The organism is Streptomyces sp. NPDC056503, from assembly GCF_042794995.1.
GTDB lineage: Bacteria > Actinomycetota > Actinomycetes > Streptomycetales > Streptomycetaceae > Streptomyces.
This window is the reverse complement of the sequence record NZ_JBHTST010000059.1, coordinates 6,654-29,660: the sequence shown is the minus strand read 5'-3', so window position 1 is coordinate 29,660 and position 23,007 is coordinate 6,654. Positions and strand designations below refer to the sequence as shown.

Below are 23,007 nucleotides of genomic sequence, written 5' to 3'. Positions count from 1 at the left end.
CCTTCGGTCAAGCGACTCGCTTACTGGTTGTACGGACCGTAGTCGTAGTCCTCCAGCGGAACGGCCTGGCCGGAGCCGGTGCCGAACGGCGAGTAGTCGAGGTCGTCGTAGCCGACGGACGAGTACATCGCCGCCTTGGCCTCCTCGGTCGGCTCGACCCGGATGTTGCGGTAGCGGGACAGACCCGTACCGGCCGGGATGAGCTTACCGATGATCACGTTCTCCTTGAGGCCGATGAGGCTGTCGGACTTGGCGTTGATCGCCGCGTCCGTCAGGACTCGGGTCGTCTCCTGGAAGGAGGCGGCCGACAGCCAGGACTCCGTGGCCAGCGAGGCCTTGGTGATACCCATCAGCTGCGGACGGCCGGAGGCGGGGTGACCGCCCTCGGTGACCACACGACGGTTCTCGGTCTCGAACTTCGAGCGCTCGACCAGCTCGCCCGGGAGGAGCTCCGCGTCGCCGGACTCGATGATCGTCACGCGGCGGAGCATCTGCCGGATGATGATCTCGATGTGCTTGTCGTGGATCGACACGCCCTGCGAGTTGTAGACCTTCTGGACTTCGCCGACCAGGTGGACCTGGACCGCGCGCTGACCGAGGATCCGGAGCACGTCGTGCGGGTTGGTGGCACCCACGGTGAGCTTCTGGCCCACCTCGACGTGGTCGCCCTCGCCCACGAGCAGACGGGCACGCTTCGAGATCGGGAACGCCGTCTCGTCGGTGCCGTCGTCCGGGGTGACGACGATCTTCTTGGTCTTCTCGGTCTCCTCGATGCGGACGCGACCGGCCGCCTCGGAGATCGGGGCGACACCCTTGGGCTGACGCGCCTCGAAGAGCTCGACGACACGCGGCAGACCCTGGGTGATGTCGTCACCGGCCACACCACCGGTGTGGAAGGTACGCATCGTCAGCTGGGTACCGGGCTCACCGATGGACTGGGCGGCGATGATGCCGACCGCCTCACCGATGTCGACCAGCTTGCCGGTGGCCAGCGAGCGGCCGTAGCAGAAGGCACAGGTACCGACGGCGGACTCGCAGGTCAGGACCGAGCGGGTCTTGACCTCCTCGACGCCCGCGCCCACGAGGGCGTCGATGAGCACGTCACCCAGGTCGACGTTGGCCGGCGCGATGACCTTGCCGTCGACGACGACGTCCTCGGCGAGCATCCGCGCGTACACGGAGGTCTCGACGTCGTCCGTCTTCCGCAGGACACCGGCCTCGTCCTTGGCCGCGATCCGCAGCTTCAGACCGCGCTCGGTGCCACAGTCCTCCTCGCGGATGATCACGTCCTGCGAGACGTCCACCAGACGACGGGTCAGGTAACCCGAGTCGGCGGTACGCAGGGCGGTGTCGGCGAGACCCTTACGGGCACCGTGCGTCGAGATGAAGTACTCGAGGACGGTGAGGCCCTCACGGAAGGACGCCTTGATGGGACGCGGGATCGTCTCGTTCTTGGCGTTCGACACCAGACCACGCATACCGGCGATCTGACGCATCTGCATCATGTTTCCTCGGGCGCCCGAGTCCACCATCATGAAGATCGGGTTCGTCCGCGGGAAGTTCGCGTTCATCGCCTCGGCGACCTCGTTGGTCGCCTTGGTCCAGATCGCGATGAGCTCCTGAGTGCGCTCTTCCTTGGTGATGAGACCGCGCTCGTACTGCTTCTGGACCTTCTCGTCCTGCTCCTCGTAGCCCTTGACGATGGCCTTCTTGGCCTCGGGCACGACGACGTCGGAGATGGCCACGGTGACGCCCGAACGGGTCGCCCAGTGGAAGCCCGCCGCCTTCAGGTTGTCGAGCGTCGCCGCCACGATGACCTTGGGGTAGCGCTCGGCCAGGTCGTTGACGATCTCGGAGAGCTGCTTCTTGCCCACCGAGTAGTCGACGAACGGGTAGTCCTCGGGCAGCAGCTCGTTGAAGAGCGCGCGGCCCAGCGTGGTCTTCACGCGGAAGGAGTCACCCTGCTGCCACTCCGGCTCGCCCTCCTCCGCGACCGGGGGGACCCAGCCGCGCGGCGGGACGGTGCCGATCGGGAAGCGGATGTCGATCTCCGACTGGAGCGCGAGCTCCCCGGCGTCGAAGGCCATGATCGCCTCGGCCGTGGAGCCGAACGCGCGGCCCTCGCCCTTGGTGTCACGGAGCTCGCCGTCGGTGGTGAGGAAGAACAGACCGAGGACCATGTCCTGGGTCGGCATCGTCACCGGGCGGCCGTCGGCCGGCTTGAGGATGTTGTTCGAGGACAGCATCAGGATGCGGGCCTCGGCCTGCGCCTCCGCGGAGAGCGGCAGGTGCACGGCCATCTGGTCACCGTCGAAGTCCGCGTTGAAGGCGGTGCAGACGAGCGGGTGGATCTGGATGGCCTTGCCCTCGACCAGCTGGGGCTCGAAGGCCTGGATGCCGAGGCGGTGCAGCGTGGGCGCACGGTTCAGCAGGACCGGGTGCTCGGCGATGACCTCTTCGAGGACGTCGTACACGACCGTGCGGCCGCGCTCGACCATCCGCTTGGCGCTCTTGATGTTCTGCGCGTGGTTCAGGTCGACCAGGCGCTTCATCACGAACGGCTTGAAGAGCTCCAGCGCCATGGCCTTCGGCAGACCGCACTGGTGCAGCTTGAGCTGCGGGCCGACGACGATGACGGAACGCGCCGAGTAGTCGACACGCTTGCCGAGCAGGTTCTGACGGAAACGACCCTGCTTGCCCTTCAGCATGTCGCTGAGGGACTTCAGCGGACGGTTGCCGGGGCCCGTGACCGGGCGACCACGACGGCCGTTGTCGAAGAGGGCGTCGACCGCCTCCTGGAGCATCCGCTTCTCGTTGTTCACGATGATCTCGGGGGCACCGAGGTCGAGCAGACGCTTCAGACGGTTGTTGCGGTTGATCACGCGGCGGTACAGGTCGTTCAGGTCGGAGGTCGCGAAGCGGCCACCGTCCAGCTGCACCATCGGACGGAGGTCCGGCGGGATGACCGGCACGCAGTCGAGAACCATGCCCTTGGGGCTGTTCGCGGTCTGCAGGAACGCGGAGACGACCTTGAGGCGCTTGAGCGCACGGGTCTTCTTCTGGCCCTTGCCGGTGCGGATGATCTCGCGGAGCTTCTCCGCCTCCTCCTCCAGGTCGAAGGACTCCAGGCGCTTCTGCAGCGCCGCGGCACCCATCGAGCCGTCGAAGTACGTGCCGAAGCGGTCACGCAGCTCGCGGTAGAGGAGCTCGTCGCCCTCCAGGTCCTGGACCTTGAGGTTCTTGAAGCGGGCCCAGACCTCGTCGAGACGGTCGATCTCGCGCTGCGCGCGGTCGCGCAGCTGCTTCATCTCGCGCTCGGCACCCTCGCGCACCTTGCGGCGCACGTCGGCCTTGGCGCCCTCGGCCTCCAGCTCGGCCAGGTCGGACTCGAGCTTCTTGGCGCGGTTCTCCAGGTCGGAGTCGCGGCGCTGCTCGATCTGCTGGCGCTCGACGGAGACGTGCGCCTCCAGCGAGGGCAGGTCGCGCGTACGACGCTCGTCGTCGACGAAGGTGATCATGTACGCCGCGAAGTAGATGACCTTCTCGAGGTCCTTCGGGGCGAGGTCGAGCAGGTACCCGAGGCGCGACGGGACGCCCTTGAAGTACCAGATGTGGGTGACGGGAGCGGCGAGCTCGATGTGGCCCATCCGCTCACGGCGCACCTTGGCGCGGGTGACCTCGACGCCACACCGCTCGCAGATGATGCCCTTGAAGCGGACACGCTTGTACTTGCCGCAGTAGCACTCCCAGTCCCGGGTCGGACCGAAGATCTTCTCGCAGAAGAGTCCGTCCTTCTCGGGCTTCAGGGTGCGGTAGTTGATGGTCTCCGGCTTCTTGACCTCGCCGTGGCTCCACTGACGGATGTCGTCAGCGGTGGCCAGACCGATCCGGAGCTCGTCGAAGAAGTTGACGTCGAGCACTATGCGTCAATCCCTCTCAGGGTTGTAAGGCTGTGGGGTCTGATACGGGGGTCCTGGGGCCGGCGGACCTTGATCACTCAAGGTCCGCCGGACTCCCGTCAGACCTCTTCGACGCTGCTCGGCTCGCGCCGGGACAGGTCGATGCCGAGCTCCTCCGCTGCGCGGAAGACGTCCTCGTCGGTGTCGCGCATCTCGATGGACATGCCGTCCGAGGACAGCACCTCCACGTTGAGGCACAGGGACTGCATCTCCTTGATGAGCACCTTGAAGGACTCGGGGATGCCGGGCTCAGGGATGTTCTCGCCCTTGACGATGGCCTCGTAGACCTTCACGCGGCCGGTCACGTCGTCGGACTTGATCGTCAGCAGCTCCTGGAGGGCGTACGCGGCGCCGTATGCCTCCAGCGCCCACACCTCCATCTCACCGAAGCGCTGGCCACCGAACTGGGCCTTACCACCCAGCGGCTGCTGGGTGATCATCGAGTACGGGCCGGTCGAACGCGCGTGGAGCTTGTCGTCGACCAGGTGGTGGAGCTTGAGGATGTACATGTACCCGACGGAGATCGGGTCCGGGAACGGCTCGCCGGAGCGGCCGTCGAACAGCCTCGCCTTACCGGTCGGGAGCACCATGCGCTCGCCGTCGCGGTTCGGGATGGTGTGGTTGAGCAGACCCGCGAGCTCGTCCTCACGCGCACCGTCGAAGACCGGGGTGGCGACGTTGGTGCCGGGAGCGACCTGGTCGGCGCCGATCGCCTGGAGGCGCTGCGCCCACTCGTCCGCGAGACCGGAGACGTCCCAGCCGCGGCTGGCGAGCCAGCCGAGGTGGATCTCCAGGACCTGTCCCGGGTTCATTCGGGACGGGACACCCAGCGGGTTGAGGATGATGTCGACCGGGGTGCCGTCCTCCAGGAACGGCATGTCCTCGATCGGGAGGATCTTCGAGATGACGCCCTTGTTGCCGTGACGGCCGGCGAGCTTGTCACCGTCGGTGATCTTGCGCTTCTGGGCGACGTAGACGCGGACCAGCTGGTTCACGCCCGGGGGAAGCTCGTCGCCCTCCTCGCGGTCGAAGACGCGGACGCCGATGATCTTGCCGATCTCGCCGTGCGGCACCTTCAGCGAGGTGTCACGGACCTCACGGGCCTTCTCGCCGAAGATCGCGCGGAGCAGGCGCTCCTCCGGGGTCAGCTCGGTCTCGCCCTTGGGCGTGACCTTGCCGACCAGGATGTCGCCGGCGACGACCTCGGCACCGATGCGGATGATGCCGCGCTCGTCGAGGTCGGCGAGGACCTCCTCGGAGACGTTCGGGATGTCCCGGGTGATCTCCTCGGGGCCGAGCTTGGTGTCACGGGCGTCGACCTCGTGCTCCTCGATGTGGATCGAGGAGAGGACGTCGTCCTGCACGAGGCGCTGCGACAGGATGATCGCGTCCTCGTAGTTGTGACCCTCCCACGGCATGAACGCCACGAGCAGGTTCTTGCCGAGCGCCATCTCGCCGTCTTCGGTGGCGGGACCGTCGGCGAGGACCTGGCCCTCGATGACGTGGTCGCCCTCGTCGACGACGACCTTCTGGTTGACCGAGGTGCCCTGGTTCGAGCGCGAGAACTTGTGCAGGCGGTACGTGTTGTACGTGCCGTCGTCGTTGGCGACCGTGACGTAGTCGGCCGACAGCTCCTGGACGACACCGCTCTTCTCGGCCTTGAGCACGTCGCCGGCGTCGGTGGCGCAGCGGTACTCCATGCCGGTGCCGACGAGCGGGGCCTCGGACTTGATGAGCGGAACGGCCTGACGCATCATGTTCGCGCCCATGAGGGCACGGTTGGCGTCGTCGTGCTCGAGGAACGGGATCATGGCGGTCGCGACCGACACCATCTGGCGCGGCGAGACGTCCATGTAGTCCACGTCCGACGGCTCGACGTAGTCGACCTCGCCGCCACGCTTGCGGACCAGGACGCGCGGCTCGGTGAACTGCAGGTCGTCGTTGAGCGCGGCGTTGGCCTGCGCGATGACGAACCGGTCCTCCTCGTCGGCGGTGACGTAGTCGACCTCGTCGGTGACCTGGCCGTCGACGACCTTGCGGTACGGCGTCTCGATGAAGCCGAACGCGTTGACGCGGCCGTACGAGGCGAGCGAACCGATCAGACCGATGTTCGGGCCTTCGGGGGTCTCGATCGGGCACATGCGTCCGTAGTGGGACGGGTGCACGTCTCGGACCTCGAAGCCGGCCCGCTCACGGGAGAGACCACCGGGGCCCAGCGCGGACAGACGACGCTTGTGCGTCAGACCCGAGAGCGGGTTGTTCTGGTCCATGAACTGGGACAGCTGGCTGGTGCCGAAGAACTCCTTGATGGAGGCGACGACCGGCCGGATGTTGATCAGGGTCTGCGGCGTGATCGCCTCGACGTCCTGGGTGGTCATGCGCTCGCGGACGACGCGCTCCATACGAGCCAGACCCGTGCGGACCTGGTTCTGGATGAGCTCGCCGACGTTGCGCAGACGACGGTTGCCGAAGTGGTCGATGTCGTCGGTCTCGACGACGATCTCGTTGCCGTTCTCACCGGTCGTCTCGGTCTCGCCCGCGTGGAGCTTCACGAGGTACTTGATCGTGGCGATGACGTCGTCGGTGGTGAGCACACCGGCGTCCAGCGGCTCGTCGGCGCCGAGCTTCTTGTTCACCTTGTAGCGGCCGACCTTCGCGAGGTCGTAGCGCTTCGGGTTGAAGTAGAGGTTCTCGAGCAGCGTCTGAGCGGCCTCGCGGGTCGGCGGCTCGCCCGGACGGAGCTTGCGGTAGATGTCGAGCAGCGCGTCGTCCTGGCCCTGGGTGTGGTCCTTCTCCAGGGTGGCGCGCATGGACTCGTACTCGCCGAACTCCTGGAGGATCTGCTCGGTGGTCCAGCCGAGGGCCTTCAGGAGGACGGTGACCGACTGCTTGCGCTTGCGGTCGATGCGGACGCCGACGAGGTCGCGCTTGTCGATCTCCATCTCCAGCCAGGCACCCCGGGACGGGATGATCTTGGCGGAGAAGATGTCCTTGTCGGACGTCTTGTCGATGGAGGAGTCGAAGTAGACGCCCGGCGAGCGGACGAGCTGCGAGACGACGACACGCTCGGTGCCGTTGATGACGAAGGTGCCCTTGTTCGTCATGAGCGGGAAGTCGCCCATGAAGACCGTCTGGGACTTGATCTCGCCGGTCTCGTTGTTGGTGAACTCGGCGGTGACGAAGAGCGGGGCGCCGTACGTGAAGTCACGGTCCTTGCACTCGTCGATGGAGTTCTTCGGCGGCTCGAAGCGGTGGTCGCGGAAGGTCAGCGACATCGACCCGGAGAAGTCCTCGATCGGGGAGATCTCCTCGAAGATCTCCTCCAGACCGGACTTCGTGGGGACGTCCTGTCCCGACTCGAGGGCGGCCTCGACGCGAGCCTTCCAGGCGGCGTTGCCGAGCAGCCAGTCGAAGCTCTCGGTCTGCAGCGCGAGGAGGTTCGGAACCTCGAGGGGCTCCTTGATCTTTGCGAAGGAGATGCGCAGCGGGGCGGTGCTGGCGGCGTTGTTCATGTTGTTCGAGGCGTTGCGCGAGGCGGCCAAGAGGGGGTCCTTCCGAGGGCTCGGACTCACTACGCGCGTACCGGTCCCCAGCAACGCTTCACGGCAGACGTTTCCTGAATTGACCAAAAGGCCAGGTCAGACGGGGTCGGTCCACGAAGCTGATGCGAAGGTATGCCCCTGGTGACGGGCAGGGGGCAGCTAACAGGCAGCGCAAAGGGACAGTGTAGCCACTTGGCTCACTGATGTCCAGGGCGACTTCTTCGCGACCCTCGTTGCTCTCAACTCCGCGGTACTCGCGCCGTGTGGCGCACCTCGATACTGCCCGTTCGGTCGTCGATCCATGCCTCGGAATCGGATCGTTTGACGACGCGTCCTGAGAATTGCGCGCGGCGTGCCGTTCGTCAAGGCCCCCGCCCGTGAGCGGCGCACGGCGAAGATCACCATACTCCGCTTCCGGAGGCCCGCAGGACCCCCGCCACGCGGGTCCCGGGAACGCCGAAAGGCGACCACCCAGATGGATGATCGCCTTTCGCGCCGTGAGCGTTACACGCTCAGCGGCAAAGAGTCGCTACGCGCGACGAGGTGTTACTTGACCTCGACGGAGGCGCCGGCGCCCTTGAGGGCCTCGGCGGCCTTCTCAGCGGCGTCCTTGGCGACCTTCTCGAGGACCGGCTTCGGGGTGCCGTCGACGAGGTCCTTGGCCTCCTTGAGACCCAGGGAGGTGAGCTCGCGCACGACCTTGATGACCTGGATCTTCTTCTCGCCGGCGCCGGTGAGGATGACGTCGAACTCGTCCTGCTCCTCGGCCTCGGCAGCGGCACCGCCGCCGGCACCGGCCGGGGCGGCGACGGCGACGGCCGCGGCGGCGGTGACGTCGAACTTCTCCTCGAACGCCTTCACGAACTCGGAGAGCTCGATGAGGGTCATCTCCTCGAACTGCGCGAGCAGGTCATCCTGAGAGAGCTTCGCCATGATGGGCGATCCTTCCACTAAATCGGCAGGTGCCGGATGTTCTGATGAGGCGGGCGTACTGTCGGCCCGCTGCGATCCGCCGCGCCGGGACGGCGCCGCGGATCAATGCGCGAGCCGAATTACTCGGCACCGCCCTGCTCGGCCTGCTTGGCACGGAGCGCGTCCACGGTGCGGACGAGCTTCGACGGCAGCGCCTGGAAGAGCTGAGCAGCCTGAGTCTGCTTGCCCTTGAAGGCACCGGCCAGCTTGCTGAGCAGAACCTCGCGGGACTCGAGGTCCGCGAGCTTCTTGAGGTCGTCGGCGGAGAGAGCCTTACCGTCAAGGACACCGGCCTTGATGATGAGGTTCGGGTTCTCCTTGGCGAAGTCACGCAGAGCCTTCGCCGACTCCACCGGGTCACCGGTGATGAAGGCGACCGCGGTCGGACCAGCGAAGTGGTCGTCCAGCGCGGTGATCCCAGCCTGGTTGGCCGCAATCTTGGTCAGCGTGTTCTTCACCACGGCGTACTGGGCGTTCTCACCGAGGGAACGACGCAGCGTCTTGAGCTGCGCGACGGTGAGACCCCGGTACTCGGTCAGCACGGCGGCGTTGGAGCTCTGGAACGCGTCCTTGAGCTCGGCCACCGATGCAGCCTTGTTGGGCGTCGGCATAGTGCGTCAGCCTCCTTCCGGGTGATGAGGACCGCTCAGAAGGGGCTGAACAAACGAAAACGCCCCGGGCGCAGGCGCACGGGGCTTAGCTCGACCTGATCGGGGTGAACCGAACCGGGAACTCTTCCACAGTCACCTGCGCGGGTCGTTCGCGTCTCTCAGCGAATCCTTCGGCCGCCCCACCCTGACGGGCACGGCGACGACCAGCGGTCTTTGGCTTCTGTGGAAGAGTACGTGATGGTCCGGGCCGGGGGCAAATCAGCCCTGAGCGCCCTCGCCGCCCGCGGCCCCACCGGCCTCCTGGAGCATCTTGAAGAGGTCGACGGTCTCGCTCGCCGGCGGCGCCTCGACGGCGGCCTTGGTGCCGTAGTCGCTGTAGTCGGCGCGGATCTGCACGGTGCCCTCGGCCATCTCCATGCCGATGTCCATGCGGGCCGGGTAGCCGTCCTCGTTGACCCAGACCTCGGTGTCGTACCCCTTGAGGCCGGTCTTCCGCACGTTCTCGATGAGCTTGTCGTGCTCCTCCTTGGAGAGGAGCTTGGCCGATTCGTTCGCCTTCAGCATCTGCTCGAAGGTGAGCGTGCCCTTGTAGTGCTGGGTCTCCATGCCGTTGACCTTCTCGGCACCGACGTGCTTGAGGTCCGGGGAGTCGAGCAGGAGGGCGAGCTGCTGGGCCGGGTCCTGGTTCATGTTGTCCAGGCCGCCGGTCATCTGCTTCTGGAGGGCCTTGTCGCCGGACGCCTCGGCCGCGGCCTTGAGGTCCAGCTTCATCCAGCGCTTGCCGTCCATCTGGGCGGCCTGCTTCTCGCCCATGTCCATGTACATGACGTTGTCGAGCATCAGCATGCGCATCTGCTCGGGAGCCTCGGGGTTGCCCGCGCTCAGCATGGAGCCCTTCATGGTGAAGTCCGCCACCGAGGGGCTCCACCCCATGGTGCCGGTGATCTCCATCGTGCCGGACTCGGCGCCGACGCCCTCCATGCTCATGGTCATCTCGACCTTGGCGGTCTTGGCGGCGGAGGTCTTCTCGAACGCCGCCGTGAGGACCTGCAGGGGGTCGCCGAGGCCGCTGCCGGCCTTGCCGCCCGCCTTCGCGTCCCCGTCGTTACAGCCGGCCAGGCCCGCGACGAGGGCCGCCGCGGAGAGCGCGACGCCCGCGCGCTTCCAGGTGGACTTGTTCATAGGTGTTCCCCACCCCTTGATCATCGTCTTTGCGTTCTCTTGAACCGTATCCGACGGCTACGACAGACAGAGACGCAAATAAAGCCGCCCCCCGTTCCTCCGGAGAGGAACGGGGGGCGGCTTCAGGACTGACTGCGGCTAAGCCGGAAGGGCTCAGACCGCGGCCGGGTCCTCCTCGACGAGGAGGTTGCGGGTGCGGTTGGAGTCGACCGGAATGCCGGGGCCCATCGTGGTGCTGATGGCGGCCTTCTTGATGTAGCGACCCTTGGCGGCGGACGGCTTCAGACGGAGGATCTCCTCCAGGGCCGCGCCGTAGTTCTCCACCAGCTGCGTGTCGTCGAAGGACGTCTTGCCGATGATGAAGTGCAGGTTCGAGTGCTTGTCGACGCGGAACTCGATCTTGCCGCCCTTGATCTCGTTGACCGCCTTGGCGACGTCGGGCGTCACGGTGCCGGTCTTCGGGTTGGGCATGAGGCCACGCGGACCGAGCACGCGGCCGAGGCGGCCGACCTTGCCCATGAGGTCCGGGGTGGCGACCACGGCGTCGAACTCGTTCAGGCGCTGGCCCTTGGCGATCTCGTCGATCAGCTCGTCGGAGCCGACGATGTCGGCGCCCGCGGCAACCGCGGCCTCGGCACGCTCACCGGTCGCGAAGACCAGGACCCGGGCGGTCTTGCCGGTGCCGTGCGGGAGGTTCACGGTGCCACGGACCATCTGGTCGGCCTTGCGCGGGTCGACACCCAGACGGAAGGCCACCTCGACGGTGCTGTCGAACTTGGTGGTGGAGGTCTCCTTGGCGAGACGCACGGCCTCGAGCGGGGCGTACTGCTTCTCCCGGTCGATCTTGGCGTCGGCAGCCCGGAGGGACTTGCTGCGCTTCACTTCTGCTCCTGTTGGCTGTTTCACCATGCGGCTGGCGCCGCGTGGCAGGTGTGGAGTCGTGGTGCGGACCAAGCGCTGGCCCTACCACTGAGGTCACGAGGGGGGGTGATCAGCCCTCGACCGTGATGCCCATGGAACGGGCGGTGCCGGCGATGATCTTCGACGCGGCGTCCAGGTCGTTCGCGTTGAGGTCGGGCATCTTGGTGGTGGCGATCTCGCGGACCTGCGCCTGGGTGATCTTGGCGACCTTGGTCTTGTGCGGCTCGCCGGAGCCCTTCTCCACGCCCGCGGCCTTGAGGATCATCTTGGCGGCCGGCGGGGTCTTGGTGATGAAGGTGAAGGAACGGTCTTCGTAGACCGTGATCTCCACCGGGATCACCCAGCCACGCTGCGACTCGGTCGCGGCGTTGTAGGCCTTGCAGAACTCCATGATGTTGACGCCGTGCTGGCCGAGCGCGGGGCCGACCGGCGGGGCCGGGTTGGCCGCGCCGGCGTTGATCTGGAGCTTGATGAGCCCCGTGACCTTCTTCTTCTTGGGAGGCATTGCTCTCTCCGGGTCCTAGTGAGAGTTTTTCAGCCGATCCATCCGGTCATCCGGATGGAGGCATACCGCACAACGATAACGGGTATGGCTGCGCGTCCAAAAACCGAGCAGGTCAGAGCGGCTGTCACAGCCCCTCTGACCTGTCCGGAAACTTGAGTCGTCAGTTCTTCTGGATCTGGTCGAAGCTGAGCTCGACCGGGGTCTCGCGACCGAAGATCTCGACGAGGCCCTTGACCTTCTTCGAGTCCGGGTTGATCTCGTTGATCGTCGCCTGGAGGGTGGCGAAGGGGCCGTCGGTGACGGTGACCGAGTCGCCGACCTCGAAGTCGAGGACCTGGACCTCCAGCTTGCGGGCCGGAGCCGGCTTGCCCTCGGCCTCGGCGGCCTCGCGGGCGGCCTTCTCCTCGGCCTCCGGGGCGAGCATCTTGACGATCTCGTCCAGGGTCAGCGGGTACGGGTCGTAGGCGTTGCCCACGAAGCCGGTGACGCCGGGGGTGTTGCGGACGACGCCCCAGGACTCGTTCGTCAGGTCCATGCGGACGAGGACGTAGCCGGGGAGCTTGTTCTGCTTGACGTTCTTCCGCTCGCCGCCCTTGATCTGGACGATCTCTTCCTCGGGCACCTCGGCCTGGTAGATGAAGTCCTCGACGTTGAGCGAGACGGCGCGCTGCTCCAGGTTGGCCTTCACGCGCTTCTCGTAGCCCGCGTAGGTGTGGATGACGTACCACTCGCCGGGCAGGGTGCGCAGCTCCTCGCGGAGCGCGGCCACGGGGTCGACCGGGGCGGCCGGCTCGGCCTCCTCCTCGGTCTCCTCGACCTCGGCCTCGGCGGCCTCGTCGTCCTCGGAGTCGTCGGCGTCCTCGTCGGCGTCCGCGGACTCCTCGTCCTCGTCCGCTTCCTCGTCGTCCGCGTCGTCCTCGACGGCGTCGTCCGCCGCGGCGTCCGCAGCCTCGTCCTCGTCGGCGGCCTCGACGATGTCCAGCTCGTCCTCGACGGACTCGGACTCGAAGGCGTCGTTCAGGTTCGCGTCAGACACGGTGGCTGCTTCTTCCTGCGATACAGATGGGGTGGAACAAAAAGTCAGCCGAAGACGTACTTGACTGCTTCCTGGAAGCCAAAGTCAATCACGGTGACCAGGCCGATCATCACAACCACGAAGACGATCACGACAGTGGTGTAGGAGGTGAGCTGACTACGCGTGGGCCAGACGACCTTGCGGAGCTCGGCGACGATCTGCCGGTAGAAGACGGCGAGACGGCCCAGAGGGCCCTTCTTCCCGCGCTTGCCGCCCTTGCGGCCCTTCTTCTTCGACTCGGACGCGTCTTCGGCATCAGGCATGTCGATGGAGCCAACGGCGTCCGTCACGATCTCTCACCTGATTCCGGGTCGTGGCCGTGCCGCGCCCGGGTGGAGCCGCACGACAATGCAATGAAGACGTACATGCGCACACAGCCTGGCGGTGTGTGTAGCAGGGCCGGAGGGACTTGAACCCCCAACCGCCGGTTTTGGAGACCGGTGCTCTACCAATTGAGCTACGACCCTTTGTGGTGTCCCACAACCTACCCCATGTGTGGAGGGGGCGGTGCGGGCCAACGAGGAGTGAGTGTACGTGGTCTTGGGGCCTCACGTCGAACAGGAACCGCGCCGACCTGCCCGAGGGTCGCTCCGCGACCGGTATCGACCGCTCCTGTCCGCTCCCTGAAACCTGCGTGCCGGGCCGGGAAAGGGTCTGGGACGATGGCGGTATGAGCGCTGCTACCCCTCCCACCGAGCGTCGGGTCTCCGCCCGGATCGGTGCGATCTCCGAGTCCGCCACCCTCGCCGTCGACGCCAAGGCCAAGGCCCTCAAGGCCGCCGGGCGCCCGGTGATCGGTTTCGGCGCCGGGGAGCCCGACTTCCCGACCCCGGACTACATCGTCGAAGCGGCCGTCGAGGCCTGCAAGAACCCGAAGTTCCACCGCTACACGCCGGCCGGCGGTCTGCCCGAGCTGAAGGCCGCGATCGCCGCCAAGACGCTCCGTGACTCCGGCTACGAGGTGGACGCCTCCCAGATCCTGGTGACCAACGGCGGCAAGCAGGCGATCTACGAGGCGTTCGCCGCGATCCTCGACCCGGGCGACGAGGTCATCGTCCCGGCCCCGTACTGGACCACCTACCCGGAGTCGATCCGCCTCGCCGGCGGCGTCCCGGTGGAGGTCGTGGCCGACGAGACCACCGGCTACCGCGTCTCGGTGGAGCAGCTGGAGGCGGCCCGCACGGAGCGGACCAAGGTCGTCCTCTTCGTCTCCCCGTCGAACCCGACCGGCGCCGTCTACAGCGAGGCCGACGCCGAGGCGATCGGCCGCTGGGCCGTCGAGCACGGCCTGTGGGTCCTCACCGACGAGATCTACGAGCACCTGGTCTACGGCGACGCGAAGTTCACCTCGCTGCCGGCGCTCGTCCCCGAGCTGCGCGACAAGTGCATCGTCGTCAACGGCGTGGCGAAGACGTACGCGATGACCGGCTGGCGCGTCGGGTGGATCGTGGGCCCGAAGGACGTCGTGAAGGCCGCGACGAACCTCCAGTCGCACGCGACCTCCAACGTCTCCAACGTGGCCCAGGTCGCCGCCCTCGCCGCCGTCTCCGGGAACCTGGACGCGGTCGCCGAGATGCGCACCGCCTTCGACCGGCGCCGCCAGACGATCGTGCGGATGCTGAACGAGATCGACGGCGTCTTCTGCCCGACCCCGGAGGGCGCGTTCTACGCGTACCCGTCGGTGAAGGAGCTGATCGGCAAGGAGATCCGCGGCAAGCGCCCGCAGAGCTCCGTCGAGCTGGCCGCGCTGATCCTGGACGAGGCCGAGGTCGCGGTCGTCCCGGGCGAGGCCTTCGGCACCCCCGGCTACCTGCGCCTGTCGTACGCGCTCGGCGACGAGGACCTGGTGGAGGGCGTGTCCCGGATCCAGAAGCTGCTGGCCGAGGCCCGCGACTGACCCCGTCGTGAGGACGGGCCCCGGTTCCGCTGGAACCGGGGCCCGTTTTTGCGTTCGGGCGGGTATCGATCGGGGAATCGCCGTGCATACCGCCATTCGGGTAAGGCAGGATCGGCCAATGGAGCACCCCCGCGATCTCACCCTGCTGCCCAAGGCCCACCTGCACCTGCACTTCACCGGTTCGATGCGGCCCTCGACCCTCCTCGAACTGGCCGACAAGTACGGGGTGCACCTGCCGGAGGCCCTGAAGAGCGGTACGCCTCCGCAGCTGCGGGCCACCGACGAGCGCGGCTGGTTCCGCTTCCAGCGGCTGTACGACATCGCCCGCTCCTGCCTGCGCGCGCCCGAGGACATCCGCCGGCTGGTCCGGGAGGCGGCGCAGGAGGACGTGCGGGACGGTTCCGGGTGGCTGGAGATCCAGGTCGACCCGACCTCGTACGCTCCGCACCTCGGCGGCCTGATCCCGGCCCTGGAGATCATCCTGGACGCCGTCGACGCGGCCTCCCGGGAGACCGGCCTCGGGATGAGGGTGCTGGTCGCCGCGAACCGCATGAAGCACCCGCTGGAGGCCCGCACGCTGGCGCGGCTGGCGGTGCGGTACGCGGACCGGGGCGTGGTGGGCTTCGGGCTCTCCAACGACGAGCGCCGGGGCATGGCCCGCGACTTCGACCGGGCCTTCGCGATCGCCCGCGAGGGCGGCCTCCTCGCGGCCCCGCACGGCGGCGAGCTGACCGGCCCCGCCTCCGTGCGCGACTGCCTGGACGACCTGCTGGCCTCCCGCGTCGGGCACGGCGTGCGGGCCGCCGAGGACGAGCGGCTGCTGCGGAAGCTCGCGGAGCGGGGCGTGACGTGCGAGGTGTGCCCGGCGTCGAACGTGGCCCTGGGCGTCTACGAGAAACACGAGGACGTGCCCCTGCGCGCCCTCTTCGAGGCGGGCGTCCCGATGGCCCTGGGCGCCGACGACCCCCTCCTCTTCGGCTCCCGCCTGGCCGCCCAGTACGAGATCGCCCGCCGCCACCACGGCTTCACGGACGCGGAGCTGGCGGAGCTGGCCCGGCAGTCGGTCCGCGGCTCGGCGGCCCCGGAGGGCGTCCGGAAGGGGCTGCTGGCGGGGATCGACGGCTGGCTGGCTAGCTGAGGCCGCGGATCAGGGTGCGGGCGATCCCGCGCGCGAAGTCGTCGAGCGACTGCGGCGGCCGGCCCTCCGGGGTCGCCTCGTAGGCGAACGCCCGCTGCACGCAGGCCCCGAGGAGGAGCGCGGCGGCCGCCCGCGGGTCGGCGTCCGAGCCGATGCGGCCGTGCTGCTGCTCGGCCCGCAGATAGGCGGCGAGTCCCTCGATCGGCCGGTGCGGGCCGGCGCCGAGTTCCCGCATGCCGGCGTCGTGGCGGGCCTTGAGCCGGGGCTCGGCGTAGAGCGAGGCGGCGATCGGGAAGGTCTGTTCGTAGAAGAGGGCGGCCTGCCGGGCGATCTCGGTGAGGTTCGCCTCGACCGTGCGTCCGCCGGGGTCGACGGCGAGCGTCTCCAGGAGGTCGCCGAGCCGGGGCAGCCGTTCCGTGAGGACGGTGAGGAAGAGCTGCTCCTTGCTGGTGAAGTGCTTGTAGAGCGCCGCCTCCGAGCAGCCCGCCGCCCGGGCGATCTCCTTGGTGGTGGTGCGGGCGAGCCCCACGGTGCCCATGAGCTCGCGCGCGGCGTCGACGATCCGGACCCGGGTCGGCTTCTGTTCCATGCATCCTCCACTGACGCTTGACGCGTGAGTGAGTATCCACCCACCCTGAGGTGAGTGAGTACTCACCCACCTACTCGGGAGGCCGTGTCATGAAGCTCACCGTCTTCGGTGCGACCGGCGGTGTCGGCCGGGAGATCGTCCGCCAGGCCCTGGAAGCGGGCCACGAGGTCACGGCGGTGGTGCGGGATCCCGCACGGTTCGCGGTGACCGGGGAACGCCTCGACGTCTTCCGCGCCGACCTCACCGACGCCGGGGCGCTGCGCCCCGCGGTGGCCGGCCGGGACGCGGTCCTCTCCGGCCTGGGCGCCCGCAACCGCGCGGACGCGGCCACCGGGATCGCGGCCCGGCTGACGCGTCCGGTGCTCGCCGCGATGGGCGCCGAGGGCGTGCGGCGGCTCGTCGTGGTCAGCGCGGCCCCCGTGGGGCCCGCGGCGGAGGGGGACGGCCTGCTGGACAGGGCCGTCCTCGCGGTGGTCGGCGGCGTCCTGAAGGACGTCTACACCGATCTGCGGGTCATGGAGGCCGAGCTGGCCGCGAGCGCCACCGACTGGACCTCGGTCCGGCCGCCCAAGCTGACCGACAGGCCGGTCACCGGCCGGTACCGCACGGTCGTCGGCGGCACGCCGCCCCGGGGCCGCACGCTGGCCCGCGCGGACGTGGCCCACGCGATGCTGGCGGTCGTCGACGACCCGTCGACCGTCCGGCAGGGCGTGGGCGTCGCCTACTAGGCCCTCCCTTCCGGATCGGGCCGAGCCCGGCGGATCCGGAAGGAGACGCCCTAGAGCCGCACTCCGACCGTCACCGGCTCGTTGACGAGGGTGACGCCGAAGGCGTCACGGACCCCGGCGACGACCTCGCGGGCCAGGGCCAGCAGGTCCTCCGTGGTGGCCTCGCCTCGGTTCGTCAGGGCGAGGGTGTGCTTGGTGGAGATGCGGGCGGGGCCGGAGCCGTACCCCTTGGTGAAGCCGGCCCGGTCGATGAGCCAGGCCGCGGAGGTCTTGGTGCGGCCCTCGCCGGCCGGGTAGGCGGGCGGGGCGACCTCGGGGCCGAGCCGGTCGGCCACGCGCGTGAGGAAGGTCTCGTACTCCGCCGCCGTGAGGATCGGGTTGGTGAAGAAGGAGCCGGCGGACCAGGTGTCGTGGTCCTCGGCGTCGAGGACCATGCCCTTGCCCGCGCGCAGGCGCAGGACGGTCTCACGCGCGCGTGCGAGCGGCACGCGGTCGCCGGCCTCGACGCCGAGGGCGCGGGCGGTCTCCGGGTAGGCGATCGGCGCCGACATCCCGTCCGCGTCCTCCAGGTCGAAGCGGACCCGCAGCACGACGTACCGCTCGGGGTGCTCCTTGAAGAGGCTGTGCCGGTACGAGAAGGCGCACTCGGCGTTCGTGAGGGTGACCGTCTCCTCGGCGCGGCGGTCGTAGGCGACGACCTCGGCGATGGTGGCGGAGACGTCCTGCCCGTACGCGCCGACGTTCTGGATCGGGGTGGCGCCGGACGAGCCGGGGATGCCGGCCAGGCACTCGACGCCGGCCAGCCCGGCCTCCACGGTCCGCGCGACGGCGTCCGTCCAGACCTCGCCGGCGGCGAGCTCCAGGCGGGTCCCGTCGAGGGAGCAGCCGGTGGTGGCGATGTGCAGCGCGGTGCCCTCGAAGCCCTTGTCCCCGATGACCAGGTTGGAACCGCCGCCGATGACGAGCAGCGGGGTGCCGGACGCGTCGGCCTCGCGGACCGTGGCGATCACCTCGTCGTCGGTGGTGGCCGTGACGAGCCGGGTGGCGGGGCCGCCGAGCCGGAAGGTGGTCAGGGGGGCGAGGGGGGCGTCCTTGAGCTGCTGCACGGGCCCAGGGTACTTACCCCGGGGGGCAAGTACCCTTCGCGGCCGTCAGGCCAGGCGTACGACCGCCCGGCTCATGCCCAGCACCTTCTGGCCCGCGCTGGTCGCCGTCAGGTCCACCCGCACCCGCTGGTCGTCCAGCTTGGCGGCGACCTTGGCGGAGACCTCGATCACGGCGCCGGCGTCGTCGTTCGGGACGACGACCGGCTTGGTGAAGCGGACGCCGTACTCGACGACGGCGGCGGGGTCGCCGGCCCAGTCGGTGACGACGCGGATCGCCTCGGCCATGGTGAACATGCCGTGGGCGATGACGTCCGGGAGCCCGACCTCGACGGCGAACTTCTCGTTCCAGTGGATGGGGTTGAAGTCCCCGGAGGCGCCCGCGTACCGGACGAGGGTGGCGCGGGTCACGGGGAAGGTCTGCGCGGGCAGCTCGGTGCCGACCTCGACCTCGTCGTAGGCGATCTTCGCGGTCATGGTCAGGCCTCCTCGGGGGCGCGGGAGACGAGCTTGGTCCAGGCGGTGACGACGTGCTCGCCGGACTCGTCGTGGACCTCGCCGCGGATGTCCAGGATGTCGTTCCCGGCCAGCGACTTGATCGCCTCGATGGTGGAGGTGACCGAGAGGCGGTCGCCGGCGCGGACGGGCCGGGTGTAGGAGAACTTCTGGTCGCCGTGGACGACGCGGCTGTAGTCGAGGCCGAGCTGCGGGTCCTCGATGACCTGGCCGGCCGCCTTGAACGTGATGGCGAACACGAAGGTCGGCGGAGCGATCACATCGGGGTGGCCGAGTTCCTTGGCCGCCTCCGCGTCGGTGTACGCCGGATTCGCGTCGCCGATCGCCTCGGCGAATTCGCGGATCTTCTCGCGGCCGACCTCGTAGGCCGCGGTGGGCGGATAGGTCCGGCCCACGAAGGACTGGTCGAGCGCCATGGCCTCGATACCTCCTGCTGGATCTGTTGCGACAAACGCCACGAGGCCGCCCCCTGGTGGGGGCGGCCTCGTGAACGAGCCTGATTAACGCGTCTCGCGGTGCGCGGTGTGCGAGTTGCAGCGGGGGCAGTGCTTCTTCATCTCAAGACGGTCCGGGTTGTTACGCCGGTTCTTCTTGGTGATGTAGTTCCGCTCCTTGCACTCCACGCAGGCCAGCGTGATCTTCGGGCGGACGTCGGTGGCAGCCACGTGAGTGCTCCTTGACGGACGGATGGGATGGATGAACGCATGAAAGAGTAGCCGATCGCAGGACCGACCCCACAATCGGCTACCGTGTGTAGCGGTGACCGGACTTGAACCGGTGACACAGCGATTATGAGCCGCTTGCTCTACCGACTGAGCTACACCGCTTTGATGTCGGTAGCCCCGCCCGAAGGCGGGATTCCCTACACCAGAGCCCCAATACGGAATCGAACCGTAGACCTTCTCCTTACCATGGAGACGCTCTGCCGACTGAGCTATTGGGGCGAGCGAGGAAGACATTACACGGTCTCCGGCCCATCACCCAAATCCGTTTGGCGAAGGGGGTCCGCACCGCCCCGTACGCCACTCGTGGACTCATCGGTACGACTATTGCGCTCCTCCTCGAAGGCGGCCCCGCCCGCCCCTAGGCTCTGCCCCACGCTGCGTGATCTCGATCTTGGTGACTTGGTGAGGAGCCCGATGTCGGCCGACAGCAAGCAGCCCCGTCCGCCTTCCGACGACGCGGGCGGCGCGGCGACCGAGGGCGCGAACGCGCTCCTGCTGTCGAACGCACGGCTGACCGACGGACGGACCGTGGACGTGCGGCTGGTGCGCGGCCGGATCGAGGCCGTCGGCACCGCGGGGAGCCTGAGCACGGCCGGCGTCCGGGTGGACCTGTCCGGCTACCTGCTGCTGCCGGCGCCCGCCGAGCCGCACGCCCACGCCGACACGGCGCTCTCGGCCGACCTCCCCGGCCCGGTCTCGTACGCCCCCGAGGACGTGCAGCGGCGGGCCACCGAGGCGGCGCTGCTCCAGCTCGGCCACGGCGCGACCGCGCTGCGGGCCCAGGTGCGGATCGGCGACGTGCACGCCCTCGGGCCCCTGGAGGCCGTCCTCCAGGCCCGGCGGTCGCTGCGCGGCCTGACGGACCTCACGGCGGTGGCGGCGCCGCGGCTGCTGACCGGGGTCGCGGGCGCGGACGGGCTCGCGCTGCTGCGGGACGCCGTGAAGATGGGCGCCGGGGTGGTGGGCGGCCGCCCGGACCTGGACCCGGACCCGGCGGGGTACGTGGAGGCGGTCCTGGAGGTGGCGGCCGAGCACGGGGTGCCGGTGGACCTGCACACGGACGGGGACGACCCGGCGCGGCTCGCCCGCTTCGCGGCCATGGTCGGCGGACTGCGGCCCGGGGTGACGATCGGCCCGTGCGCGGGGCTCGGGCGGCTCCCGGAGGACGTGGCGGGCCGGGCGGCGGACCGGCTGGCGGCGGCGGGCGTGACGGTGGTGTGCCTGCCGCAGGGCGGCTGTACGGGGACCGAACGGCGGGGTACGGCCCCGGTGCGGCTGCTGCGCTCGGCGGGGGTGCGGCTCGCGGCGGGCGGCGGGGCGCTGCGGGACGCGGCGAACCCGGTGGGGCGCGGGGACCCGCTGGAGGCGGCCTTCCTGCTGGCCTCCCTCGAAGGGCTGGATCCGGAGGAGGCGTACGGGGCCGTGAGCACCCGGGCGCGGGAGGCGATGGGCCTTCCGGAGGTACGCGTGGAGGCGGGCTTCCCGGCGGAGCTGCTCGCGGTGCGGGGCGACCGGATGGCGGGCGTGCTGTCGCTGGCGTACAGCCGGATCGTGGTGCACCGGGGGCGGGTGGTGGCGCGGACCAGCGCGGTGCGGGAGTACTGCGACTCGGCGGCGGCGCTCGACCTGCCGCGCCAGGCGCGGACGGATCCGGGAGGCCCGGCGGCCCGCTGAGTCGTACGGTCGGGGTATGCGCATCGTCATCGCTGGTGGACACGGTCGGATCGCCCTGCGCCTGGAGCGGCTGCTCTCGGCGGGCGGACACGAGGCGGTCGGGCTGATCCGCCGCCCCGAGCAGGCGGAGGACCTGCGGGCGGCGGGCGCGGAGCCCGTCGTGCTCGATCTGGAGTCGGCGCCCCTGGAGGAGGTCGCGGAGGTCCTGCGGGGCGCGGACGCGGCCGTCTTCGCGGCGGGCGCGGGCCCCGGCAGCGGGGCGGCCCGCAAGGACACGGTGGACCGGGGGGCGGCGGTCCTGTTCGCGGACGCGGCGGAGCGGGCGGGCGTCGGGCGCTTCCTGGTCGTCTCGTCGATGGGCGCGGACGCCCGGCACACGGGCGACGACGTCTTCGACGTCTACCTGCGGGCGAAGGGCGCCGCGGACGACGCGGTCCGGTCCCGCCCGGGGCTGGAGTGGACGGTCCTGCGCCCCGGCATGCTCACCGACGACGCGGGCACGGGCCTGGTCCGCCTGGAGGCCCGCACGGGCCGCGGTCCGATCCCCCGCGACGACGTCGCGGCCGTCCTCGCCGAACTGGTGGACTCCCCCGGCACGGCCGGCCTGACCCTGGAACTGGTCGCGGGCTCGACCCCGGTCACGGTCGCGGTGAAGGACGTGGCCGGCAACTGACCGCCCGCCCCGACACGCGGACAGCACGAAGAAGGTCCCCGGTGCGAACACCGGGGACCTTCTTCAGTGTGGCGACGCCAGGATTCGAACCTGGGTAGGCTAAGCCGACGGATTTACAGCCTTCTCCTGTGCACCTCAGCAGAGGTGTTCTGACCTGCGAGGCAGTGAAGTTCAGCCCTGTCGGCCGTCACACTCGGCCACACCTCGTCCTGATCTTGGCCCGAAGGCTCCGCCCAGCCTCGGCACCCTCGAACCTGGGCAACAGGCCCGGCAGCCGGGCCTGTTGCGACCGGTTCACAGCGTCGCTACGCTCACCAAGAGCCCCTCGGGTCAGATCTGAGGTCGGCGCAGCTCAACTGCCAGCTGGACCCGGAAGGCGATCAGGAAGGCGACCGGAAGCACGAGCTCCGGAAACTTGTCCTCACACACCGAGAAGGCCCCGGCCCCAGCGCCGACCAGGAAGAGGGGAAGCTGGCGGGGGGTCACCCGGACGTGAAGCACGGGAAGTACCATAGTTTTCTCCATCAGTGCCGTGAGCGGTCATCGCGTCTGCTAATACGCCGATGGAGCCAGGGGCCGTCCTTTGCAGAGGGCGGCCCCATTCGGCGTTTCGCTCGGTTATGTTGACACGGATCTTCAGCCGGACACAACTTCCCAGCTAAACGGCACGATGGCCTTTCCGTGGCGATGCCGAGCCGCCGAACCGGACACCTTCCGAATCTACCGGAAGGACCTGTTCCATATTTTGCTTAGTGGCCTTCTCGAATCTCGCGCTCCATGCCGCGCCATCCACCTCGCCACACCCAGCCTTGGCTAGCAAGGCGCCAACAGCGTTCCACCCTCCCCAGCAGCTTGGGCTGCGCACCTGAGGTACAGCGGCCCAACCAGGAAGCTAGCCAGTGGCGGTTGCACTGAAGCGCGCCGCCAGCCGTGCTCGGCGCCTCCGACCTGCAAGGGTTCCCCACCGCAGCCCAGCCTGACCCCTTCGCTGCAAGGATCCAGCGATGGTCGCACCGTTTCCGCCCCAACAGTCGGACCCAACGAGCACAGATTCCACCCAACGATTCAGCATTGGGAAGCACACTTTCCGCCCCAACAATCAGACCCAACGAGCACAGATTCCACCCAACGATTCAGCATTGGGAAGCACACTTTCCGCCCCAACAATCAGACCCAACGAGCACAGATTCCACCCAA

General features: G+C 68.8%; 19 protein-coding genes and 3 tRNA genes. 5 read left to right on the top strand and 17 right to left on the bottom strand.

Annotated elements, in window-relative coordinates:
* Nucleotides 1-20 precede the first annotated feature (20 nt).
* The 10 genes from ACFQ8C_RS19315 to ACFQ8C_RS19270 form a co-directional block, all read right to left on the bottom strand.
* Entirely contained in the window at nucleotides 21-3,920 is a 3,900-nt protein-coding gene (locus tag ACFQ8C_RS19315) for a DNA-directed RNA polymerase subunit beta' (RefSeq protein WP_383458807.1), read from the bottom strand.
* 98 nt (nucleotides 3,921-4,018) lie between these two features.
* On the bottom strand, nucleotides 4,019-7,501 hold the full coding sequence (gene rpoB, locus ACFQ8C_RS19310; protein ID WP_383458805.1) for a DNA-directed RNA polymerase subunit beta: 3,483 nt from the start codon (nucleotides 7,499-7,501) through the stop codon (nucleotides 4,019-4,021).
* Between the two features lie 546 nt (nucleotides 7,502-8,047).
* Nucleotides 8,048-8,434 carry a 50S ribosomal protein L7/L12 gene (gene rplL / locus ACFQ8C_RS19305; protein WP_383458803.1) on the bottom strand — a complete coding sequence of 129 codons (387 nt, stop codon included), beginning with the start codon at nucleotides 8,432-8,434 and terminating at the stop codon, nucleotides 8,048-8,050.
* A 119-nt stretch (nucleotides 8,435-8,553) separates the two neighbouring features.
* Entirely contained in the window at nucleotides 8,554-9,084 is a 531-nt protein-coding gene (gene rplJ, locus ACFQ8C_RS19300; protein ID WP_383458801.1) for a 50S ribosomal protein L10, read from the bottom strand.
* Nucleotides 9,085-9,342: 258 nt separating this feature from the next.
* On the bottom strand, nucleotides 9,343-10,266 hold the full coding sequence (locus ACFQ8C_RS19295) for a hypothetical protein (protein ID WP_383458798.1): 924 nt from the start codon (nucleotides 10,264-10,266) through the stop codon (nucleotides 9,343-9,345).
* Between the two features lie 153 nt (nucleotides 10,267-10,419).
* The gene (gene rplA, locus ACFQ8C_RS19290) at nucleotides 10,420-11,148 is read right to left on the bottom strand and encodes a 50S ribosomal protein L1 (protein ID WP_383458796.1); all 729 of its coding nucleotides are present in this window, start codon (nucleotides 11,146-11,148) and stop codon (nucleotides 10,420-10,422) included.
* A 109-nt stretch (nucleotides 11,149-11,257) separates the two neighbouring features.
* The gene (gene rplK / locus ACFQ8C_RS19285; RefSeq protein ID WP_383458793.1) at nucleotides 11,258-11,692 is read right to left on the bottom strand and encodes a 50S ribosomal protein L11; all 435 of its coding nucleotides are present in this window, start codon (nucleotides 11,690-11,692) and stop codon (nucleotides 11,258-11,260) included.
* A 160-nt stretch (nucleotides 11,693-11,852) separates the two neighbouring features.
* Complete coding sequence (nusG, locus tag ACFQ8C_RS19280) at nucleotides 11,853-12,728, bottom strand: transcription termination/antitermination protein NusG (RefSeq protein WP_383458790.1); 876 nt, start codon at nucleotides 12,726-12,728, stop codon at nucleotides 11,853-11,855.
* A 44-nt stretch (nucleotides 12,729-12,772) separates the two neighbouring features.
* Nucleotides 12,773-13,057, bottom strand: coding sequence for a preprotein translocase subunit SecE (gene secE / locus ACFQ8C_RS19275; RefSeq protein ID WP_383458787.1), 285 nt, complete (start codon nucleotides 13,055-13,057; stop codon nucleotides 12,773-12,775).
* Between the two features lie 104 nt (nucleotides 13,058-13,161).
* Nucleotides 13,162-13,234 (bottom strand) — tRNA-Trp (locus ACFQ8C_RS19270).
* Nucleotides 13,235-13,437: 203 nt separating this feature from the next.
* Between ACFQ8C_RS19270 and ACFQ8C_RS19265 the strand changes: the two genes are divergently transcribed.
* Entirely contained in the window at nucleotides 13,438-14,664 is a 1,227-nt protein-coding gene (locus ACFQ8C_RS19265; protein ID WP_383458784.1) for a pyridoxal phosphate-dependent aminotransferase, read from the top strand.
* Nucleotides 14,665-14,782: 118 nt separating this feature from the next.
* The gene (locus ACFQ8C_RS19260; RefSeq protein WP_383458781.1) at nucleotides 14,783-15,802 is read left to right on the top strand and encodes an adenosine deaminase; all 1,020 of its coding nucleotides are present in this window, start codon (nucleotides 14,783-14,785) and stop codon (nucleotides 15,800-15,802) included.
* On the opposite strand, the gene ACFQ8C_RS19255 is transcribed toward ACFQ8C_RS19260, so the two are convergent.
* On the bottom strand, nucleotides 15,795-16,391 hold the full coding sequence (locus ACFQ8C_RS19255) for a TetR/AcrR family transcriptional regulator (protein WP_383458778.1): 597 nt from the start codon (nucleotides 16,389-16,391) through the stop codon (nucleotides 15,795-15,797). The genes ACFQ8C_RS19260 and ACFQ8C_RS19255 overlap by 8 nt on opposite strands.
* 89 nt (nucleotides 16,392-16,480) lie before the next feature.
* On the opposite strand from ACFQ8C_RS19255, the gene ACFQ8C_RS19250 reads away from it, so the two are divergent.
* A complete protein-coding gene (locus ACFQ8C_RS19250; RefSeq protein WP_383458776.1) occupies nucleotides 16,481-17,119 on the top strand; it encodes an NAD(P)-dependent oxidoreductase in 639 nt (212 codons plus the stop codon).
* Between the two features lie 50 nt (nucleotides 17,120-17,169).
* On the opposite strand, the gene ACFQ8C_RS19245 is transcribed toward ACFQ8C_RS19250, so the two are convergent.
* From ACFQ8C_RS19245 to ACFQ8C_RS19220, 6 genes are all read right to left on the bottom strand, one after another.
* Nucleotides 17,170-18,225, bottom strand: a complete 1,056-nt coding sequence (locus ACFQ8C_RS19245; RefSeq protein ID WP_383458773.1) for a UDP-N-acetylmuramate dehydrogenase — start codon at nucleotides 18,223-18,225, stop codon at nucleotides 17,170-17,172.
* Between the two features lie 45 nt (nucleotides 18,226-18,270).
* Nucleotides 18,271-18,699, bottom strand: a complete 429-nt coding sequence (locus ACFQ8C_RS19240) for a MaoC family dehydratase (protein WP_383458770.1) — start codon at nucleotides 18,697-18,699, stop codon at nucleotides 18,271-18,273.
* A 2-nt stretch (nucleotides 18,700-18,701) separates the two neighbouring features.
* Nucleotides 18,702-19,154, bottom strand: coding sequence for a MaoC family dehydratase N-terminal domain-containing protein (locus tag ACFQ8C_RS19235; RefSeq protein WP_383458769.1), 453 nt, complete (start codon nucleotides 19,152-19,154; stop codon nucleotides 18,702-18,704).
* An 84-nt stretch (nucleotides 19,155-19,238) separates the two neighbouring features.
* On the bottom strand, nucleotides 19,239-19,403 hold the full coding sequence (gene rpmG, locus ACFQ8C_RS19230; RefSeq protein WP_003956487.1) for a 50S ribosomal protein L33: 165 nt from the start codon (nucleotides 19,401-19,403) through the stop codon (nucleotides 19,239-19,241).
* An 89-nt stretch (nucleotides 19,404-19,492) separates the two neighbouring features.
* Nucleotides 19,493-19,565: transfer RNA gene (locus ACFQ8C_RS19225), tRNA-Met, on the bottom strand.
* Between the two features lie 44 nt (nucleotides 19,566-19,609).
* Nucleotides 19,610-19,682: transfer RNA gene (locus tag ACFQ8C_RS19220), tRNA-Thr, on the bottom strand.
* A 195-nt stretch (nucleotides 19,683-19,877) separates the two neighbouring features.
* Here ACFQ8C_RS19220 and ACFQ8C_RS19215 point away from each other — a divergent pair.
* Entirely contained in the window at nucleotides 19,878-21,137 is a 1,260-nt protein-coding gene (locus ACFQ8C_RS19215) for an amidohydrolase family protein (RefSeq protein WP_383458766.1), read from the top strand.
* 16 nt (nucleotides 21,138-21,153) lie between these two features.
* Complete coding sequence (locus ACFQ8C_RS19210; protein ID WP_383458764.1) at nucleotides 21,154-21,810, top strand: SDR family oxidoreductase; 657 nt, start codon at nucleotides 21,154-21,156, stop codon at nucleotides 21,808-21,810.
* Nucleotides 21,811-23,007 lie beyond the last annotated feature (1,197 nt).